This is a genomic window from Paraburkholderia sp. Ac-20336, assembly GCF_017105025.1.
Lineage (GTDB): Bacteria > Pseudomonadota > Gammaproteobacteria > Burkholderiales > Burkholderiaceae > Paraburkholderia.
This window is the reverse complement of the sequence record NZ_JAAGPS010000027.1, coordinates 21,854-38,052: the sequence shown is the minus strand read 5'-3', so window position 1 is coordinate 38,052 and position 16,199 is coordinate 21,854. Positions and strand designations below refer to the sequence as shown.

Genomic DNA, 16,199 nt, shown 5'->3' with positions numbered 1-16,199 from the left:
TTCAGCCATTCGACTCAGGGCGCGGAGACCGAATCGAGCCCGGTCGAGCGGACCGTCTCCTGCGCCGCGGGCGACGCGAGATAGTCGAGTAGCGCTTTCGCTTCGCGCGGATGCGGCGCATTCACCGGAATACCTGCTGCATAGCGCGTGACCGATTGCACCGATTCGGGAATCTTGCCGACGAAGGTCGCGCCCTTGACCGGCAGCAATTCGCTGACCTGCTGGAAGCCGACTTCGTAGTCGCCGTTCGCGACGACCGAGGCAACCGGAATCTTCGGCACCATCTTCGCTTTTGCGCTCACCTGATCTTCGATACCGAGCCGCTTGAACATCTCGCGTTGAATATAGACGCCGCTCGCGCTGTCCGAGTAGGCGATCGATTTCGCGTGCAGCAGCGTGTTTTTCAGCCCTTCGATCGTGCTGATGTCGGGCTTCGGCGCGCCGTCGCGCACGACCATGCCGATGCGCGAATCCGCGAGTTCCACGCGCGAGCCGGGAATGACCTTGCCCTGCTTGATCAGATCGTCGAGTGCATAGCCGACCATGATGACGACGTCGGCGGATTCGCCGCGCGCGAGCCGGTTCGGAATCGCTTCGGGCGATTGACCCATCGACGGTCCGAGGATCGTGTCGAGCGTGTTGCCGCTCGAGGCCGCGAACGTCGGCCCGAGTTCCTTGTAAGCGGCGGTGAAGCCGCCCGAGGTCATGACGCGCAGTTCGGCCGCCTGCACGTTCGTCGCGGCGACGGTGTTGCCGAGCAAGCCGGCGGTGAACAAGGCCAGAAAGAATTTTTTCATCGCGATGAGTGAGAGTGCGGGTGGATGAGTGTGCGTGGAATGAAGGCGCAACGAAAGCGTGGCGCGGAAAAAGCGGGGAGGGCCGCGCGTCGCGCAACATGAACCATACCGGAATGATGGCGCGAGGAGAACCCATGTCATGCGGATGACGCGTTACGCATCGACGAGGCGGGGCAACACGGCGGCATAACGCAGAGGCACGACGCAGCAGCACGACACAGCGGCACGACCAAGCGAAGCGACGCAACAGCGGCGAATTGAAACGCGCGCCGCGCCGCGCATCGTCCGATGCACGGCACGCATTGACGGCACGCCAATGCGTGCCGTCAATGCGCGTTGAGATACTGCACGATCACCGGATAAACATCGACCGCCGCGTTCTTGCCGAAGATGCAGTCGATATGCCCATAGTCCGGAATCAGATGCCGTTCATACGGCTGCTCGGGGAACGCGCCGCGCAGCATGTCGTAGGTGAGTTCAGTGCTCTTCGGCAGATAGGTCTCGTTCTTCTCGCCGTGAATGAAGCCGATCGGCAGGCGCATACCCGCGAGCCCTTTCATGCCGTTCGCGCCGGTGAAGTACACGTCGTCGCCATGCGCATCGACGAGCTTGCCGGCCCGCACCATCGCCGCCAGATGCATGAATACGGCGACGTCGTGAATGCCGAACAGCTCCTGCAGGTTCGCATGCAGCGTTTCGTTGAGCTTCTGGTGTTCGTAGAGCAGTCCATACAGGAACGTCGCGCGATGGCAGACCGGATTGCCGCAGCCCTCGTCGTGATCGAGCGGATAGAGCCGCAGTGCTTCGTCGAGCAGGTTCGCGGGCCACGAATCCTGCTGCGTATAGGCGGTCAGATCGCGTATCCGCAGATGCTGCATGAGGTCGGGAATATGAAGCCCGGCCTTGATCCGTTGCAGCGTGCCGGGCACCGGATGCGCGGACACCTGCGAAATTACCGCCGAGCGTACGCCTTCGAGCCCATGCATCAGCGACATGCTCAGCGCGAGCCCGCCCATGCAATGACCGAGCACCTGCAGGTTCGGTGCGCCGGTCAGCGCGAGAATCTTCGCGACCGCGGCGGGAATGTCCTCGCGCGCGACCTTGTCGACATTGGTCGGCACGAGCACGCTCGGCAGTTCGATGCTCACGCGCAGATCGACGAGCCAGACGTCGAAGCCCGAGGCGCACAGATACTCGACGAGATTGGTCGGCGTCAGATCGGTCGAGAAGATGCGGCTCGACACGCCCGAGCCGTGAATCAGCAGGACCGGTTTGCCGGCTTTGCCCGCGGCCGGATCGACGTAGCGCGTGAGCCTGAGCCTCGTGCCGTCGGGCGTATCGAACCAGCTGATTTGCGGCGCCGGCGCGCGCAGCGTGCGCTTCGCGCGCGGCGGCAGCGCCGGATCGTAGAACTGCAACGGCGCGGCCACGCCGCCGTATTCGGTGAACAGCACGCCCGCGAAGAACCGGCCGAACTTCAGCGTCCATTCGAGGCGCGTTTTCAGATCGGGCGCGTGCGTGACTTCGAGCGTGCGCTGCTGCTTGAGGAAGTTTTCCGGCGTGATGATCAACCTCGCGGTGCCGAGCGGCGGCGCGGTGTCGTCGGCCGTCGCGCGGATGTCCGCGTAAAGCGTATTGGTCTGCTCCCAGAGATTGATCGGCGAAGTGCGCGTGATGATCTTCCTGCCGCTCAGATAGTAGGTGTTGCCCTCGGCCGCGTTGAGCGTCATGCGATACGTCATGTTGCGTTCGTCGACATCCGATGCGTCGACGACGAACAGGTTGAACGTGCCGTCCGTGATCGTCAGCGGTTGCGCGGACAGGGCGGGGCAGGTCAGCGTGCCCGCGGTGTGCGCGAGATGCTGTGGATTGCCAAGCATATCGGCGAGATCGTCGGACTCGACCGTGAGCGTGAATTCGATCGGGCTCGTCGCCGCCTCGCCGGCCACCTTCGGCGTGTAGGTGCCGACCATCGTCTCGGTGAAGCGCAGGCCGATTTTTTGCGCGGGCGGCGCGGCGGCCTCGCCCGCTTTCGCGTAATCGATCGACCAGCCGTGCGTCTTCGCGAGCAGCGCGCAATTGCGCTCGGCGAGTGCGGAGATGGTCAGCAGCGGATTCACGCCGAGCGACATCGGCATCACCGCGCCGTCCATCACATAGAGGCCGTCGTGTACCGCATTGCCAGCCGTGCCGCTGAATACGCGGCCCATATGATCGACTACGCCACGTTCCGCGTCCTCGCCCATTCCGCAGCCGCCGAGCGGATGCACGGTGACCGTGCGCCTGCCGAGAATCTTTGTCGAAATCGGATTGCGCAGATATTTGCCGCCGAGCGGCGCGGTGGCTTGGATCAGCACGTTCTCGATCGCCTTGAAGAGCGGCTGGCGTCCAGCGTTTTTCCACTCGATGCGCGCGCGTCCCCGCTCGTCGATCGTGATGCGGCCATCCTCGTCGTCATGCGCCATCACGAGATAGCTTTGCGTGTGGTTCAGCGCGCCGTGATACGGGCCGCGTATCAGGCTCTCGATGGCGCGCGCGTCGTAGGAGAGCCGCTCGCGCAGCGTCGGCGGTCCGCCCGGGTCCACGCCTTCGAGCGGCGCGACCGCGCCGAGCATACCGACCAGCGCTTCGCCGACCGGCCCGGCCAGCGAACCTTCCTCGATCACGTAGCCGTCCTTCGCATCCGGCCCGTTCTGGCGAACGTCGATGAGCCCGGTGATGGTCGGCCCGACCACGGGAATTTCGCCCGGCGCATGCTCGCCCCAGCCGACGCCGTTGATCGTGTCGCGGGTGTTGTACGCGAAGGCCAGCACGTCGCCGTTGCCGGTGAAGCGCCGGCCGAGCATGTCCGAGGTGCTCAGGCCTTCCTTGCGCGAACGCAGCAGCAGCGCGCTCGAACCAATCGTTCCCGCCGCCACGATGACGATATCGGCCAGCACGAACAGATCGGGCGCGCCGTAGCTCTCCCGGCCGAGTTCGACGAGCTGGAAGTTGACCTTCCATTGCTGCGTGTCCGGATCGCGCAGCACCGAATGCACGGCCGCGCCCGTGAAAATCTGTGCGCGGTGCGCGACCGCATCGGGCAGATAGTTCATGTGCGTCGAATTCTTCGCGTCGTAGTTGCAGCCCGAGTTGCAATCGCCGCAGCCGACGCAGCGCTGCTGTTCGACGCCGGCCGCATTCGGGCCCTTCGTGAACGTGACCGTGATCGGCGGGCGGCTGAAGCGGTTCGCCATGCCGAGCGCCTGCGCCGATTTTTCGAGCGCGTCGAGCTTCGGCAGCGGCCCAAAATCGGCAGGCACCGGCGACGGCGACAGCATCTTCCGCGCGAGCGCATAACCTGCGTCGCGTCCGTCGCTGTCGGCGCGCAGCGCGGCCGGCCAGCGCGGGTCGTCCCAGAGACGCGGATCGGCTTCGAGCGCGACGTTCGCATTGATCAGCGAGGTGCCGCCGAGCCCGCAGCCGACCACCGCATTGACGTCCTCGTTCACGTGTACTTCGAGCAGCGCGAGCGGCGAGCCGAGCTGTGCCTCGGCCGTGTTGTACTGGAGCTGCTCGCCGCCCTGCACGGGCGTGCGCGGGTATTCGCCGGCCATGAATTCGCGGCCGCGCTCGAGCACGCAGACGCTGCGGCCCGCGCGCGCCATGCGGCTCGCGGCGATCGCGCCGCCATAGCCGGAACCGACCACGACCACTTCGTAATGCCGTTGCAGCGCCGTCGGCGCGCTCGATAAGCGGTTCATCAGGACCACCTCGTCTGGAGTCGGATGCGGGGAACGGAAGCTGTGCTTCGGAATAAAGACGGCGCGCGGCAGCAGATTTTTTATCGTAGGTGGAATGGGCGCACAAAAAAAGCGCGCCGTGCAAGGCGCGCAACCGTAGCGTGCGACGTGTCGGGCGGCATGAGCGGGCGGTTTTCTTGTGGTTTGGCCGGCCGTGCGCTCATGCGCGGGTCCATCGCTTTTTATGTGGCCTGTTATGTCGTCCGTTAGGCGGCCACTTCATTCATTTCGCTGTCGCTCGATTCCGCGGCGAGCAGGTTCAGCGCGAGCAGGATAGCTTCGCGATTTTCGATGTCGATGGCGATGCCGAGCACGTCGGTGAGCCAGCGGCCGATCTTCGTGTTGGAAAATTCCTCGGCGCCGGCCGTCTTTTTCATCGTGACGCCGAGTTTGACGGCGCGATAGTGATAAGAGGGGACCCGATGCCGAGCTGCCACCGCCGCGAGCCCGCCCTTGCTTTCCGAGCACCAGCCGAGGCTGCCCGCCAGCACGATCCGTTCGGGCTCGTCGAGCCCTTCGATAAATTCGCGTGCCGCGAACCTCACGCGCGCTTCGTCGAGGCCGTATTGCAGCAGCACGCTTTGCACCGGATCTTCGAGTGCCTGGGCATGCAGATCGATTTCCTGCTCGATGCCCTCGTTTTCCATCGAGACGTTGCGTTGATGGCCGGCGCTGCGCAGGCAGTCGATCAGATAGCGGCGGAAATAGGCGCATACCGCGTAGCTGTTCGACGGCGCGCTGTCCGCGCAGGCGCTCGTTTCGGTGTGGCCGGGCGCGAGGCGCAGCACCTTTGCGTAGATGAACTGAGCGACCAGTTCTTCCTTGTCTTCGCCGAGCGCCTGCAATTCGAGCGGGTGATAGGTCCGCAACGCGCGCCGGACCAGTTCGACGATCGACACCATTTCGTCCGCGGACAGCCGGGTGCGTCTGCGCCACAGGTCGGGCAGGATCGCGTCGTCGAGTTGGCGGGCGAACTCGTAGCTTGGGACTGCGCCCATGGAAACCTCCGTCAGCGTGGGGACAAGGAGCGCGGTGAGCTTCGGCGGTGGGCCGCGAAGCGTTGGATGAAGCCTGAAATGCCGCGCTGAAACGTGAATGCAGTATGGTTCGCGGCAAGGCTCGCGCCTATATGGATTAAGTGTTAGCTGATGGGTAAACTGCCGGGTAAACCTTCTGACGGATTCCTTTCTTTTCGTCTGAAGAGTAGACGTACGTTCGGGGAAATGTCGCGCTCGCGAAGCGGGCGCATGGTGGGGATAATCGGCGCCTGGGCCATGTCGGGGCCGCGCCGTTCGACAAAGGAGACCGCGCGATGCGGGCCGACCCGATCCAGCGTGCCATCGACGAAGACCTCGTGCGCGTGCTCTATGCGCAAGATCCGATCGCCTTCTTTTCTCACTGGTTTTCGATGGCCGTGCTCATTGCGATCTACTGGCCGCAGATACCGTCGCCAGCGCTTTTTATCGCGTGTTTCGGCTTCTATGCGCTAGCCAATTGCGCGGGCCTCGCGCTATGGATCTGCAACCGGCGCTATCCGCAACTCGTTGCGCCGCGCGAGTGGATTCGTCTGCATGCGTTGCGCGGCGTGTTGCTCTACAGCGGCCCCGGCTTCGCGGTGTGGTTCGCGTTCCAGAGTTCGCAGGCCGATCTGCCCTTGCTGCATACCGTGATGCTCGTGACGCTCGCCGCCGGCGTCTTCATGTCGAATGGTTTCGACCTCCTGAACTTTTCGACCTCGATCCCGTTCCTGCTACTGCCGTCGATCGTGCTGCATTTCGGCTCGCATACGTTCGACCGCACGATTCTCGCGATCGTCCTCGCGTTTTTCTTCTGCGCGATCAACGTCTATGCGATGAGCTACCGCAAGCTGTTTCGCCAGGTCGTGCAGGCGCGCGTCGATCAGCAGTACCTCGCGGAATCGCTGGCGACGCAAAAACGCGTGGCCGAAGAAGCTAGCCTCGCGAAGACGCGCTTTTTCGCGGCCGCGAGCCACGATTTGCGGCAGCCGCTGCATGCGATCGGACTGCTCGCGGCATCGCTGAACGATCCGGCCGCGACGCCGGTGCAGCACGCGAAGACGGCCGGGCACATCGTCTACAACGTCGAGGCGCTGAACCAGCTGTTCAACCAGGTGCTCGATCTCGCGCGGCTCGAAAGCGGCGTGACCCAGGTGATCCGCCTGCATTTCAGGCTTGCCGAACTGTTCGAGCGGGTCGGCAGCCAGTATCGTCCGCAGGCCGCGGCGAAGGGGCTCGCGCTGCGCATCGCGCCGACCGCGATGGTCGTCTACGACGACCCCGTACTGCTCGAACGCGTGCTGAGCAACCTGCTGTCGAACTCGGTGCGTTACACCGAAGAGGGCGCGATCTGGCTTGGCTTGCGGCGCGCGGGACGGCAGACGGGCGGTTTTATCGAGGTGCGCGATTCGGGCATCGGCATTGCGCCCGAGGAGCACGCGCATATTTTCGAGGAGTTCTATCAGGTCGCGAATCCGCAGCGCGACGCGCGTCAGGGGCACGGCCTCGGGCTGCCGACCGTCAAGCGGCTCGTCGATCTGCTCGGCGGCGAACTGCAGTTGCGCTCGGCGCCGGGGCGCGGCTCCGTGTTCCGCTTTGCGGTGCAGGCGGGTGACGCGGCCGGCATCGTCGGGAGTCTCAACGACTCGGTGACGGGCGGGCCGGCGGCGCAGGAGCGGCGCGTGCTGTGTATCGACGACGACCCCTCGATTCTCGAAGGAATCGAAAGCCTGCTACGGCGTTGGGGGTGCAGCGCGTTCGGCGCGCGCGATGAAGCCGAGGCGCTGGCCGCGCTCGCGGACGGCTTCGTGCCCGATGCGGTGCTCTGCGATTACCAGCTCGCGAATCACCGCACCGGCGCGCAGGCGTTGGCGGCAGTGCGCGGCGCGCTCGCGCGCGCGGGTCATGGCAATGTCGCGACCTTGCTGATTACCGGCGATATGGCGTCGACGGAACTCTCGGCGCTCGTGTTGCAGGGCATACCGGTGCTGCACAAGCCGGTGACGCCGGCGCGCCTGCGGCGCACGCTCGAAATGCTGTGGCAGCAGGCGGAACTGGACAAGGGACGGCCGGCGGCGGCACCCATGTTGCGTGACGGTGCAGGGGCGGGCATAGACGGTGGCGAGGGCGGCAAGGGTGGTGCAAGCAGCGGTGTACAGAACGAGACAGCAACCGGCGCGGCCACGGTGAGCGCCGTCGCCGCGAACCCCGTCGCTACAAACTCTTCCCCGCCTCGAGCCAGCCGTTGATTACCGCAATCGCTGTCGCGCGGTTATGCACGCCGAGCGCGCGGAAGATCACCGACAGATGCACCTTGACGGTGCCTTCGGCGACGCCGAGATCGCGCGCGATCATCTTGTTGGTCCAGCCGCGATGCACGAGCCGCATGATGTCCTGCTGACGCGGCGAGAGGTTTTCCAGCAGATGCTGCTGATGCGGCTGGAGCGCCGGCATCCGCGCGGCGGGGCTCGGGCTCGGCGTCTGAGCGGCGGATTGTGCGGTGGCCTGAGCGGCGCCGCCGTGGCTGGCGATGCCGGCGAGCGCGGCGGCCGTTTCAGCTCCCGTGCCGGAAGCCGTGCCCGAAGCCGCGCCGGCGCAGGCATCGGCCGCTGGCGTATCGCGTGCGCCGAGCAGGCTCAGCGCTTCCATCGGCACATAGGCGCCGCCGGAGAGCACCAGCTCGATCGCCTTCAGCATCACGCTGGCGGGCTGCCGCTTCGGCACGAAGCCGAGCGCACCGGCCGCGAGCACCGCGCGCATTTCGTCGGGCGATTCTTCCGCCGACAGCACCACGAGCGGCAGCGCCGGGTTCGCCTTGAGCAGCGCTTCGAGCGAGCTTGCGCCGCTCATGCCCGGCATATGCAGATCGACGATCGCGAGATCGTGATTGGCATCGGGACGCGCGGCGCTGGCGAGTGTTTCCCAGCTATCGGCTTCGTCGAACTGGGCTTCGGGATCGAAGCCGCGCAGCATGCCTTTGACGCCTTGCCGGATCAGTTCATGGTCGTCGGCCACAAGAAACTTCATGATGTCTCCGCGAGTCGGGCCTGTCCGTTGAGGGCTACCGCCGTTGCAGGATAGTGTGCTTCTGTTCTCGTGAAACGCATCATGGCCGGTATTCCGCGCTCGTGCATCAGGCTTGCGCGGCGTGCTTTCGTCCCGATACCCGGGCCGCGCTTCTGCGTCGCTTACCGTTGTCCGTCTCGTTCCTCTCCCTCGCCGGCATCGTTCGATGCGCTACCTGATGTGTAAGGCAGGGCTCTCGCGCATAGGTTCCGGCTTGCTAGGTAGACGAGCCGCGCGGGCCTTTTTTTAAGCGCTTTCGCGCGTGCCCCGGCAGGTTATGCAGGCCGGATCGACGCGCGTTCGCAGGCGGCTATCCGACTGCGAATAACGTCGCATTCATCAGAAGCTTGAAGGCGAAACCGAGCGACATCGCCCCGGCCACGCCGCCGCACCATAGGGCGATGAACCAGAGCCAGCCCGGCAGTCTGCGTGCGCGTGGCGCGGCGGCGCGGGTGCCGGCGGGGTCAGTGATAGTGATGGGGGTCGTCATGGCGCACCTTGCCTCGGAAGATCCAGTAACCCATCGTCGTGTACGCGACGATGACCGGCAGAATCACCGCCGCGCCGGCCAGCGTGAACGTCTGACTCGTGCGCGGCGCGGCCGCTTGCCATAGCGTCAGGCTCGACGGAATCGCATACGGCCACAGGCTCACGAGTAGCCCGAGGTAGCCGAGCAGCACGAGCGTCAGCGCGAGCACGAACGGCGTGTTGTGATGGCGCGCGCGCACCGCGCGATGCATGAAGAACGTGCAGATTGCGACGAGGAACGGCACCGGCAGCAGACGGTGGAAGATGCCGTCGTGGAACCAGCGCTGCGCGATGCCGGCGTCCATCAGTGGCGTCCAGAGGCTCACGAGCGCGATGAAGCCGAGCAGCACGAGCGTGAGCGGCCATACCACGCGATGCAGCCGGCGCTGCAGATCGCCCTCGGTCTTCGCGACGAGCCAGCAGCAGCCGAGCAGCGCATAGGTCGCGACGAGCCCGAGGCCCGTCAGCAGGCTGAACGGTGTGAGCCAGCCGAACGCGTTGCCGGCATAGGCACCGTCGATCACGGGGATGCCTTGCAGGAACGCGCCGAGCACGATGCCCTGGAAGAATGTCGCGCCGGCCGAGCCGCCGATGAAGGCGAGGTCCCACAGGTGCTTCGTGCGGCGAGCCTTCGCGCGGATCTCGAACGATACGCCGCGAAAGATCAGGCACACGAGCATGAAGACGAGCGGCAGATACAGTGCCGACAGCACGGTCGAATAGACGACCGGAAACACCGCGAACAGCGCGGCGCCGCCGAGCACGAGCCAGGTTTCGTTGCCGTCCCAGACCGGCGCGACCGTGTTCATCATCAGGTCGCGTTCCTTTTCGTCGGGGAAGAACGGGAAGACGATGCCGATGCCGAGATCGAAGCCGTCCAGCACGACATACATGAAAAGTCCGAGCGCGATGATCGCGGCCCATACGACGGTGACGTCCATTTTCTTGCTCTCGAAGCTAAGGTTAGACAGCGTCGATCATCTGATCGGCGGCGGACAGCGGACGGCGCGCGGTTTGGGCGGGCGTCGGCCGGGCGAGGCTGTCGGGCGCGTCGTGCGAGCCGCTGCCGGGCCGCGCCGGACCCGAGCGCATCAGCTTCAGCATGTAGTAGATGCCGGTGCCGAACACGAGGAAGTAGACCACCACGAAGGTCATCAGCGAGAGGCCGACCTGCTGCGTGGTCAGCGGCGAGACTGCCTGCGAAGTGCGCATCACGCCGTACACGACCCACGGCTGGCGGCCCGCTTCGGTCGTAACCCAACCGGCCAGCAAGGAGACGAAGCCGCTCGGCCCCATCGCGACGCACAGGCGCTGGAACCACTTCGCGTCGAACAGGCGCCCGCGGCGACGCAGCACCCAGGCCGCGAGCGACATCGCGATCATCAGCACGCCGAGCCCGGCCATGACGCGGAAGCTCCAGAACACGACGGTCGAGTTCGGCCGGTCCTGCGGCGGGAATGACTTGAGGCCGCGAATTTCGCCATCCCAACTATGCGTGAGGATCAGGCTGCCAAGATGCGGGATTGCGACCGCATAGCGCGTGGTTTCCGCCTTCATGTCGGGGATACCGAACAGGTTCAGCGCGGTGCCGCCTTTTTCGGTGTCCCACAGACCTTCGATCGCGGCGATCTTGGCCGGCTGATACTGGCGCGTGTTCAGACCGTGCTGATCGCCGACGAATGCCTGGATCGGCGTGAGGATCAGCAGCAACCACAGCGCCATCGAAAACATCTTCTTCACGGCCGGATCGCGCCGGCCGCGCAGCAGATGCCATGCACCGACCGCCGCGACCACGAGCCCCGCGACGATGAACGCGGCGAGCGCCATATGCGCGAGCCGGTACGGGAACGACGGATTGAAGATGATCTTGAACCAGTCGAGCGGCACGACTTGGCCGTTGACGACCTCGAAGCCTTGCGGCGTTTGCATCCAGCTATTCGAGGCGAGAATCCAGAAGGTCGAGATCAGCGTGCCGAGCGCGACCATCAGCGTTGCGCCGAAGTGCGCGCGCGGGCTCACGCGCTGCCAGCCGAACAGCATGATGCCGAGGAAGCCCGCTTCGAGAAAGAACGCGGTCATCACTTCGTACATCAGCAGCGGACCGGTGACGGGCCCCGCGAAACTCGAAAATCCCGACCAGTTGGTGCCGAACTGATAGCTCATGACGACGCCGGAGACGACGCCCATGCCGAAGGCCACTGCGAAGATCTTCGACCAGAACAGGCAAAGATCTTGGTAGTACGCCTTACCTGTTTGTAGCCAGCGCCATTCGAGCACGGCGATGAAACTGGCGAGACCGATACTGAGCGCCGGAAAAACGATGTGGAATGAAACGGTGAACGCAAATTGAATGCGGGCGAGATCGAATGCCGATATTGCGGAGTTCATGAGCGTGAGGTGCGTGATGGCCGCGTGAGCGGACTACGCGCGTCGACTGTTGTCGGTGCGCACTGCGCTGGGCAGATGACGCAAGCGTAGGTGATCGAAGCAAATCGTGCTGCGCTGCGGCGTGCGTCAAAAAACCGCCTTGTTTTATGCGCGATACGCCGATGGGGCGCGCAAGCTATTGATGGGTATCAAGTTTTACTGATCGATGCACGTGCGCTGTTTTGCGCGCCTCGACGCGCGCTGCGGCAATCGACCGCGCTGCAGCAGGGTGATTGGGCAACGTTTGGGCAAGGCCCGGGTTCGGTTGTGGTCCGTTTTCAACCGAGGATCGATCCGTCCGGCCCGACATCGCGGGCCGGCGAGCTGGCGGGAGGATTCTTTTACTTCTACGATGCACGTTGCCGAAGCCGTTTCATCCCCACCTGCCGACGACGGCAGACTTCAACCTGAGGAGTCAGTCGATGAGCACGATCAAGACGAAAGACGGTACCGCGATTTTCTACAAGGATTGGGGCAAGGGGCGCCCGGTCGTGTTTTCGCATGGCTGGCCGCTCACCGCCGATGCGTGGGATGCGCAGATGCTGTTTCTCGGCAACAAGGGCTTTCGCGTGATCGCGCATGACCGCCGCGGCCATGGCCGCTCGGAGCAGCCGTGGGACGGCAACGAGATGGACACCTACGCCGACGATCTCGCGGCGCTGATCGAGCATCTCGACCTGCGGGACGCGACGCTGGTCGGCCATTCGACGGGCGGCGGCGAAGTCGCGCACTACATCGGCCGGCATGGCACGGCGCGTGTCGCCAGGGCCGTGCTGATCGGCGCGGTGCCGCCGCTGATGCTGAAGACCGCCGACAATCCGCTCGGCCTGCCGATCGACGTATTCGACGGCATTCGCAAGGGCGTCGAAGACGATCGCTCGCAGTTCTTCAAGGACCTTGCGGTGCCTTTCTACGGCTACAACCGCGCGGGCGCGAAGGTGTCGCAGGGCGTGATCGATTCGTTCTGGCGTCAGGGCATGGCCGGCTCGATCAAGGGGCTGTACGAGTGCATCAGGCAGTTCTCCGAAGTCGACTATACCGGGGACCTGAAGAAGATCGACGTGCCGACGCTCGTGCTGCATGGCGACGACGACCAGATCGTGCCGATCGACGCCGCCGGGCGGCAGACCGCCAAGATCGTCAAGGACGCGACGCTGAAGGTCTATCCGGGCGGCCAGCACGGCATGTGCACGACCGAGGCGGACAAGGTCAATGCCGACCTGCTCGAATTCATCGGCTCGTGAGCGCGTAATGGTGTGACGGCAGGCATGACGGCGCGGGGAGGATGGAGGGCGTGTCATGTTGGCTGTCCTCGCGATCGTCCTCGCGGTTTGCCGACTTTATCGACGGGCCGGAAACGCCCGTCATGGAGTAGGGAAATACTCACTTAGTTATATGATGTCTTATAAATATAAGACTGGTATCTCTTTGTTTTAAAAGGGATTGGCGAGCCTGAGATCGTTAAAATAAGGGTAAATGCCTGGTTGAAATCAACCCGGCCATCGTTGATAGTCTGTTATCGTACAACTTGAGTGTAGGGTGCGACGTAGTGCGTCCTTCACTCGCTTCCTCTGTTTTCCAGTTCGATCTCGCGCGCGGCGCAGTAAAGGAACCCCTATGAAGAAGATTGCCCTGAGTGGCGCCGGCGGCCAGCTCGGCTCCGTCGTTCGTGCCGCGTTCGTCGCGCGTGGTACTCCGTTGCGTTCGGCGGCGGGCTCGAAAGTGCTGACGCCGCTCGTCGAAGGCGAAGACGTTATGAACGGCGACCTGCGCGATCCGGCGGTCGTCGACCGGCTGCTCAACGGCGTGGACGTGCTGATCCACTTCGCCGGTACGAGCGTTGAGCGTCCGCTGCCCGAGATCATCGAGAACAATCTGCGCGGCCTTGTCGAAGTCTACGAAGGCGCGCGCCGCAACGGCGTAAAGCGCATCGTGTTCGCGAGCTCGAACCATGCGATCGGCATGTACCCGGTCACCGAGCATCTGAGCCTCGACTGCGAAGTACGCCCGGACGGCTTCTATGGCTTGTCGAAGGTGTGGGGCGAAGCGCTCGCGCGCATGTACTGGGACAAGCACGGCATCGAGAGCGTGTGCGTGCGCATCGGCAGCTGCCTCGAGCGGCCGACCGAGCCGCGTCAGCTCAGCACGTGGTTCGGCCATGAAGACCTCATGCACTTCCTCGACCGCTGCATCGAAGTGGAAGACATCGGCTTCCTGACGGTCTGGGGCGTGTCGGCGAACACGCGCAGCTGGTGGGACAACAGCGGTGCCGAGCGCCTCGGCTACCGGCCGAAGCAGAACTCCGAAGACTACGCCGCGGACGTCCTGTCGCGCCCGAATCCGCTCGACGCGTTTGGTCAGCGCTTCCAGGGCGGCGCGTTTGTCGGCATCGATTATTCGCGCAAGGATTGATTAGCGGTTCGAGTGGCGCTTGCGCCATGGTCGGTTGCCGCGGTGACGGTGGAATAGAGTGAATGGCAGTCGGCTCGGAAGAGTTTGATTGCCGATAGGCGGCGCCCGGTGGGCGCCGTTTTTTTTCGGGATGAAGAGGTTGGCTGCCGGGAGTGAGACATCTTGTAATGCCGTTGGTTTGTTACGGTGGCAATTTTGAGAAGAGATGAGTGAGAGAAGGGGCCGCTGGAAAGTCAGTCTAAAATTTTTAAAATATAAATTATAAATAACTGATTTTTCAGTGAATTGTCTTTAATGAGAGAGCTTATCGACCCGAGTTGCCAGGCGACGTAAAGGAGTGGGAGGAATTTGACCTTCACTACAAAAAATTTCGAGATAAATAATTTGGCGGAAATATTTTATTTGGATAGCTAAAAAGATTGATCGATACGGCAGAGAGGGCTATTATCGCGACCTTCCTTATGCTGAGGCAGGCTTGCTAACAATATGATATGAGCAACGCGTACTATTACGATGGGCACTGGGATTTGTCTCCTGCCGAGCTATTCATTTTTATTGTCATGCAAGAAGTCGGTGAGCGCCTGGGTATTGATGATATTGAATATCTGATACTGATGCTTTCTGGACTTAATGTGTTACCGACAAGAGCGAAGCCAGCAGGCGCTACACAAGGAACATCCGTGGCATCGGTCATTTAGATACCAATTAAAGAAAAAGATACTGCCAACATTTACCCTGGAAAGTATGAAGACGCTCAGATGGGTCTTAACACACAAACTGGGCACCTTTGTTGGAAGGACCTTGCCTGGTGTGGGTTGGATTATGATGGCAAAGGATGTGTACGAAATTATGGATCATGCGATTATCAAATATAATCAGATCGTCAGATCCGAAGACAGGGTGTTTTGATGAGTGAGCGCTCATGGCTAGATTTAAGAAATTTCATCGTAGAGGAAGCCTGTTTTCCGCCTGATAAGCTAATCACCGAGGACATGAGCGTCGTATATTCATTGGGCCAGTGCGGAGATGATGCCAATGAATTCATGGAGAAATATTTCCTGACTTTCAGAGTGGATCGGGGAGACTATGAATTCAGTCGGTATTTTTTCATGGAGGGGGAGGAATTTATTTTTTATTTCGTTAAGAAATTTATCCTGCGAAAACCTCTGTCGCTGAAAAGAGAGTTGATGACGGTGGCCATGCTGTATAGAGCCATAGTCCATGGAAAATGGGATTGTGGGGTTTTGTCTGAGGGGCGATTTTATTGAAAAGGATTAAACGGAGGAATGCTCCATACTGGACACCCGTCGGCGGCCTCTGGCAGACGAGCACTTGATTCGGACACTGATAGAAAACCAGAGGTCCACTTATGTTTTTTTTGATAGCCATTCAACAGTGGTCATCCGTGTCGAGGTAGGGGCGTTCGATTTTTCGGTCTGCCTGAGCTCAAAAAAACTCCCTCATTGCAGATAGACATGCTTGTGTCTTTAATTGCAGGTTTTTGGATTTTAAGATTTAAAAATTTTCTTATTTTTATAATTTCGAAGTGCCGATAGTCTCAATAATATTCCGATTTTATTGGGATGCCCTGCTCCTGGAAATATATGGCATCATCAGCGTCTAGATTTCAGATGAATAATTCAACAATTAATTGCCGGTCGAGGAGGGCAGGGAGTGGCATTGCATGGAAAATTTATTATCTATAACGAACCTTTGAGGCGCGCACTCCTGCACACGTTCACCATCCCTGCTCGTAATTCAGGGACTCGCGCATATGGAACCATCGAGGTAATAGCGAATGGTGCCACTTGTCCGTAGATTTTTTAAGGTGGTGTTGTTTATCGGATTGTTTCTTCTCTCTGTTCGCTATGTTCACACCTACCCATTGCCGATGACTGAGAGCCAGTTGGATTTCTGGTTCTCCGTTTCTGAGCGGTTTGGTATTCGTGACCCTGAGGACCTCTATGTCCCGGTTATGGTGATTATTGAATTAATCGTTACGATTTTCGCGTATATCATCATTATCAGGCTCTGGCGGCATTACTGGGCAAAGCGGGCCTGATTCGGCCCAAAACGGCGCTGCCGCAAACGAACAAAAGCCGCCGCGCCACCCCCATCTGCAACCAGGAGCGAACGCAGCGGCATAACAGCCAACCGCGCACCCAACCGCG

12 protein-coding genes and 1 pseudogene are annotated in these 16,199 nt (G+C 61.9%); 6 read left to right on the top strand and 7 right to left on the bottom strand.

Annotated elements, in window-relative coordinates; genetic code table 11:
• Window positions 1-14 precede the first annotated feature (14 nt).
• The 3 genes from GXB81_RS11395 to GXB81_RS11385 form a co-directional block, all read right to left on the bottom strand.
• Window positions 15-797 (bottom strand): substrate-binding domain-containing protein, encoded by a 783-nt coding sequence (locus GXB81_RS11395; protein WP_205989161.1) that lies wholly within the window; start codon window positions 795-797, stop codon window positions 15-17.
• Window positions 798-1,123: 326 nt separating this feature from the next.
• Window positions 1,124-4,540 carry an alpha/beta fold hydrolase gene (locus GXB81_RS11390; protein ID WP_205989160.1) on the bottom strand — a complete coding sequence of 1,139 codons (3,417 nt, stop codon included), beginning with the start codon at window positions 4,538-4,540 and terminating at the stop codon, window positions 1,124-1,126.
• A gap of 245 nt (window positions 4,541-4,785) precedes the next feature.
• A complete protein-coding gene (locus GXB81_RS11385; RefSeq protein WP_205989159.1) occupies window positions 4,786-5,577 on the bottom strand; it encodes a hypothetical protein in 792 nt (263 codons plus the stop codon).
• A gap of 314 nt (window positions 5,578-5,891) precedes the next feature.
• On the opposite strand from GXB81_RS11385, the gene GXB81_RS11380 reads away from it, so the two are divergent.
• Entirely contained in the window at window positions 5,892-7,844 is a 1,953-nt protein-coding gene (locus GXB81_RS11380; protein WP_167283912.1) for a hybrid sensor histidine kinase/response regulator, read from the top strand.
• Here GXB81_RS11380 and GXB81_RS11375 read toward each other — a convergent pair.
• From GXB81_RS11375 to GXB81_RS11365, 4 genes are all read right to left on the bottom strand, one after another.
• Complete coding sequence (locus GXB81_RS11375) at window positions 7,810-8,622, bottom strand: response regulator transcription factor (protein ID WP_205989158.1); 813 nt, start codon at window positions 8,620-8,622, stop codon at window positions 7,810-7,812. The two genes, GXB81_RS11380 and GXB81_RS11375, sit on opposite strands and share 35 nt — an antisense overlap.
• 349 nt (window positions 8,623-8,971) lie before the next feature.
• Window positions 8,972-9,151, bottom strand: a complete 180-nt coding sequence (locus tag GXB81_RS31405; protein WP_167050177.1) for a hypothetical protein — start codon at window positions 9,149-9,151, stop codon at window positions 8,972-8,974.
• The gene (cydB, locus tag GXB81_RS11370; RefSeq protein ID WP_205989157.1) at window positions 9,126-10,130 is read right to left on the bottom strand and encodes a cytochrome d ubiquinol oxidase subunit II; all 1,005 of its coding nucleotides are present in this window, start codon (window positions 10,128-10,130) and stop codon (window positions 9,126-9,128) included. The genes GXB81_RS31405 and cydB overlap by 26 nt, the downstream gene beginning before the upstream one ends.
• A 22-nt stretch (window positions 10,131-10,152) precedes the next feature.
• A complete protein-coding gene (locus tag GXB81_RS11365; RefSeq protein WP_167283915.1) occupies window positions 10,153-11,577 on the bottom strand; it encodes a cytochrome ubiquinol oxidase subunit I in 1,425 nt (474 codons plus the stop codon).
• Between the two features lie 461 nt (window positions 11,578-12,038).
• Between GXB81_RS11365 and GXB81_RS11360 the strand changes: the two genes are divergently transcribed.
• From GXB81_RS11360 to GXB81_RS11340, 5 genes and pseudogenes are all read left to right on the top strand, one after another.
• Window positions 12,039-12,860, top strand: a complete 822-nt coding sequence (locus GXB81_RS11360) for an alpha/beta hydrolase (RefSeq protein ID WP_167050169.1) — start codon at window positions 12,039-12,041, stop codon at window positions 12,858-12,860.
• Window positions 12,861-13,233: 373 nt separating this feature from the next.
• Window positions 13,234-14,028: an NAD(P)-dependent oxidoreductase gene (locus GXB81_RS11355; protein ID WP_167050167.1), complete on the top strand. Its 795-nt coding sequence runs from the start codon at window positions 13,234-13,236 to the stop codon at window positions 14,026-14,028.
• A gap of 491 nt (window positions 14,029-14,519) precedes the next feature.
• Window positions 14,520-14,937 (top strand): annotated as a pseudogene (locus GXB81_RS31885) (STM2901 family protein).
• Complete coding sequence (locus GXB81_RS11345) at window positions 14,937-15,296, top strand: DUF1493 family protein (protein WP_205989156.1); 360 nt, start codon at window positions 14,937-14,939, stop codon at window positions 15,294-15,296. The pseudogene GXB81_RS31885 and the gene GXB81_RS11345 overlap by 1 nt, the downstream one beginning before the upstream one ends.
• A 530-nt stretch (window positions 15,297-15,826) precedes the next feature.
• Entirely contained in the window at window positions 15,827-16,090 is a 264-nt protein-coding gene (locus GXB81_RS11340) for a hypothetical protein (RefSeq protein ID WP_167049769.1), read from the top strand.
• Window positions 16,091-16,199 lie beyond the last annotated feature (109 nt).

What these genes read in the sequence shown, in the direction of transcription:
- GXB81_RS11365 (WP_167283915.1), bottom strand. Translation starts at nt 11,577, where the DNA reads ATGAACTCCGCAATATCGGCATTCGATCTCGCCCGCATTCAATTTGCG.
- GXB81_RS11355 (WP_167050167.1), top strand. Translation starts at nt 13,234, where the DNA reads ATGAAGAAGATTGCCCTGAGTGGCGCCGGCGGCCAGCTCGGCTCCGTC.
- GXB81_RS31405 (WP_167050177.1), bottom strand. Translation starts at nt 9,151, where the DNA reads ATGACGACCCCCATCACTATCACTGACCCCGCCGGCACCCGCGCCGCC.
- cydB (WP_205989157.1), bottom strand. Translation starts at nt 10,130, where the DNA reads ATGGACGTCACCGTCGTATGGGCCGCGATCATCGCGCTCGGACTTTTC.
- GXB81_RS11390 (WP_205989160.1), bottom strand. Translation starts at nt 4,540, where the DNA reads ATGAACCGCTTATCGAGCGCGCCGACGGCGCTGCAACGGCATTACGAA.
- GXB81_RS11360 (WP_167050169.1), top strand. Translation starts at nt 12,039, where the DNA reads ATGAGCACGATCAAGACGAAAGACGGTACCGCGATTTTCTACAAGGAT.
- GXB81_RS11380 (WP_167283912.1), top strand. Translation starts at nt 5,892, where the DNA reads ATGCGGGCCGACCCGATCCAGCGTGCCATCGACGAAGACCTCGTGCGC.
- GXB81_RS11340 (WP_167049769.1), top strand. Translation starts at nt 15,827, where the DNA reads ATGGTGCCACTTGTCCGTAGATTTTTTAAGGTGGTGTTGTTTATCGGA.
- GXB81_RS11375 (WP_205989158.1), bottom strand. Translation starts at nt 8,622, where the DNA reads ATGAAGTTTCTTGTGGCCGACGACCATGAACTGATCCGGCAAGGCGTC.
- GXB81_RS11385 (WP_205989159.1), bottom strand. Translation starts at nt 5,577, where the DNA reads ATGGGCGCAGTCCCAAGCTACGAGTTCGCCCGCCAACTCGACGACGCG.
- GXB81_RS11395 (WP_205989161.1), bottom strand. Translation starts at nt 797, where the DNA reads ATGAAAAAATTCTTTCTGGCCTTGTTCACCGCCGGCTTGCTCGGCAAC.
- GXB81_RS11345 (WP_205989156.1), top strand. Translation starts at nt 14,937, where the DNA reads ATGAGTGAGCGCTCATGGCTAGATTTAAGAAATTTCATCGTAGAGGAA.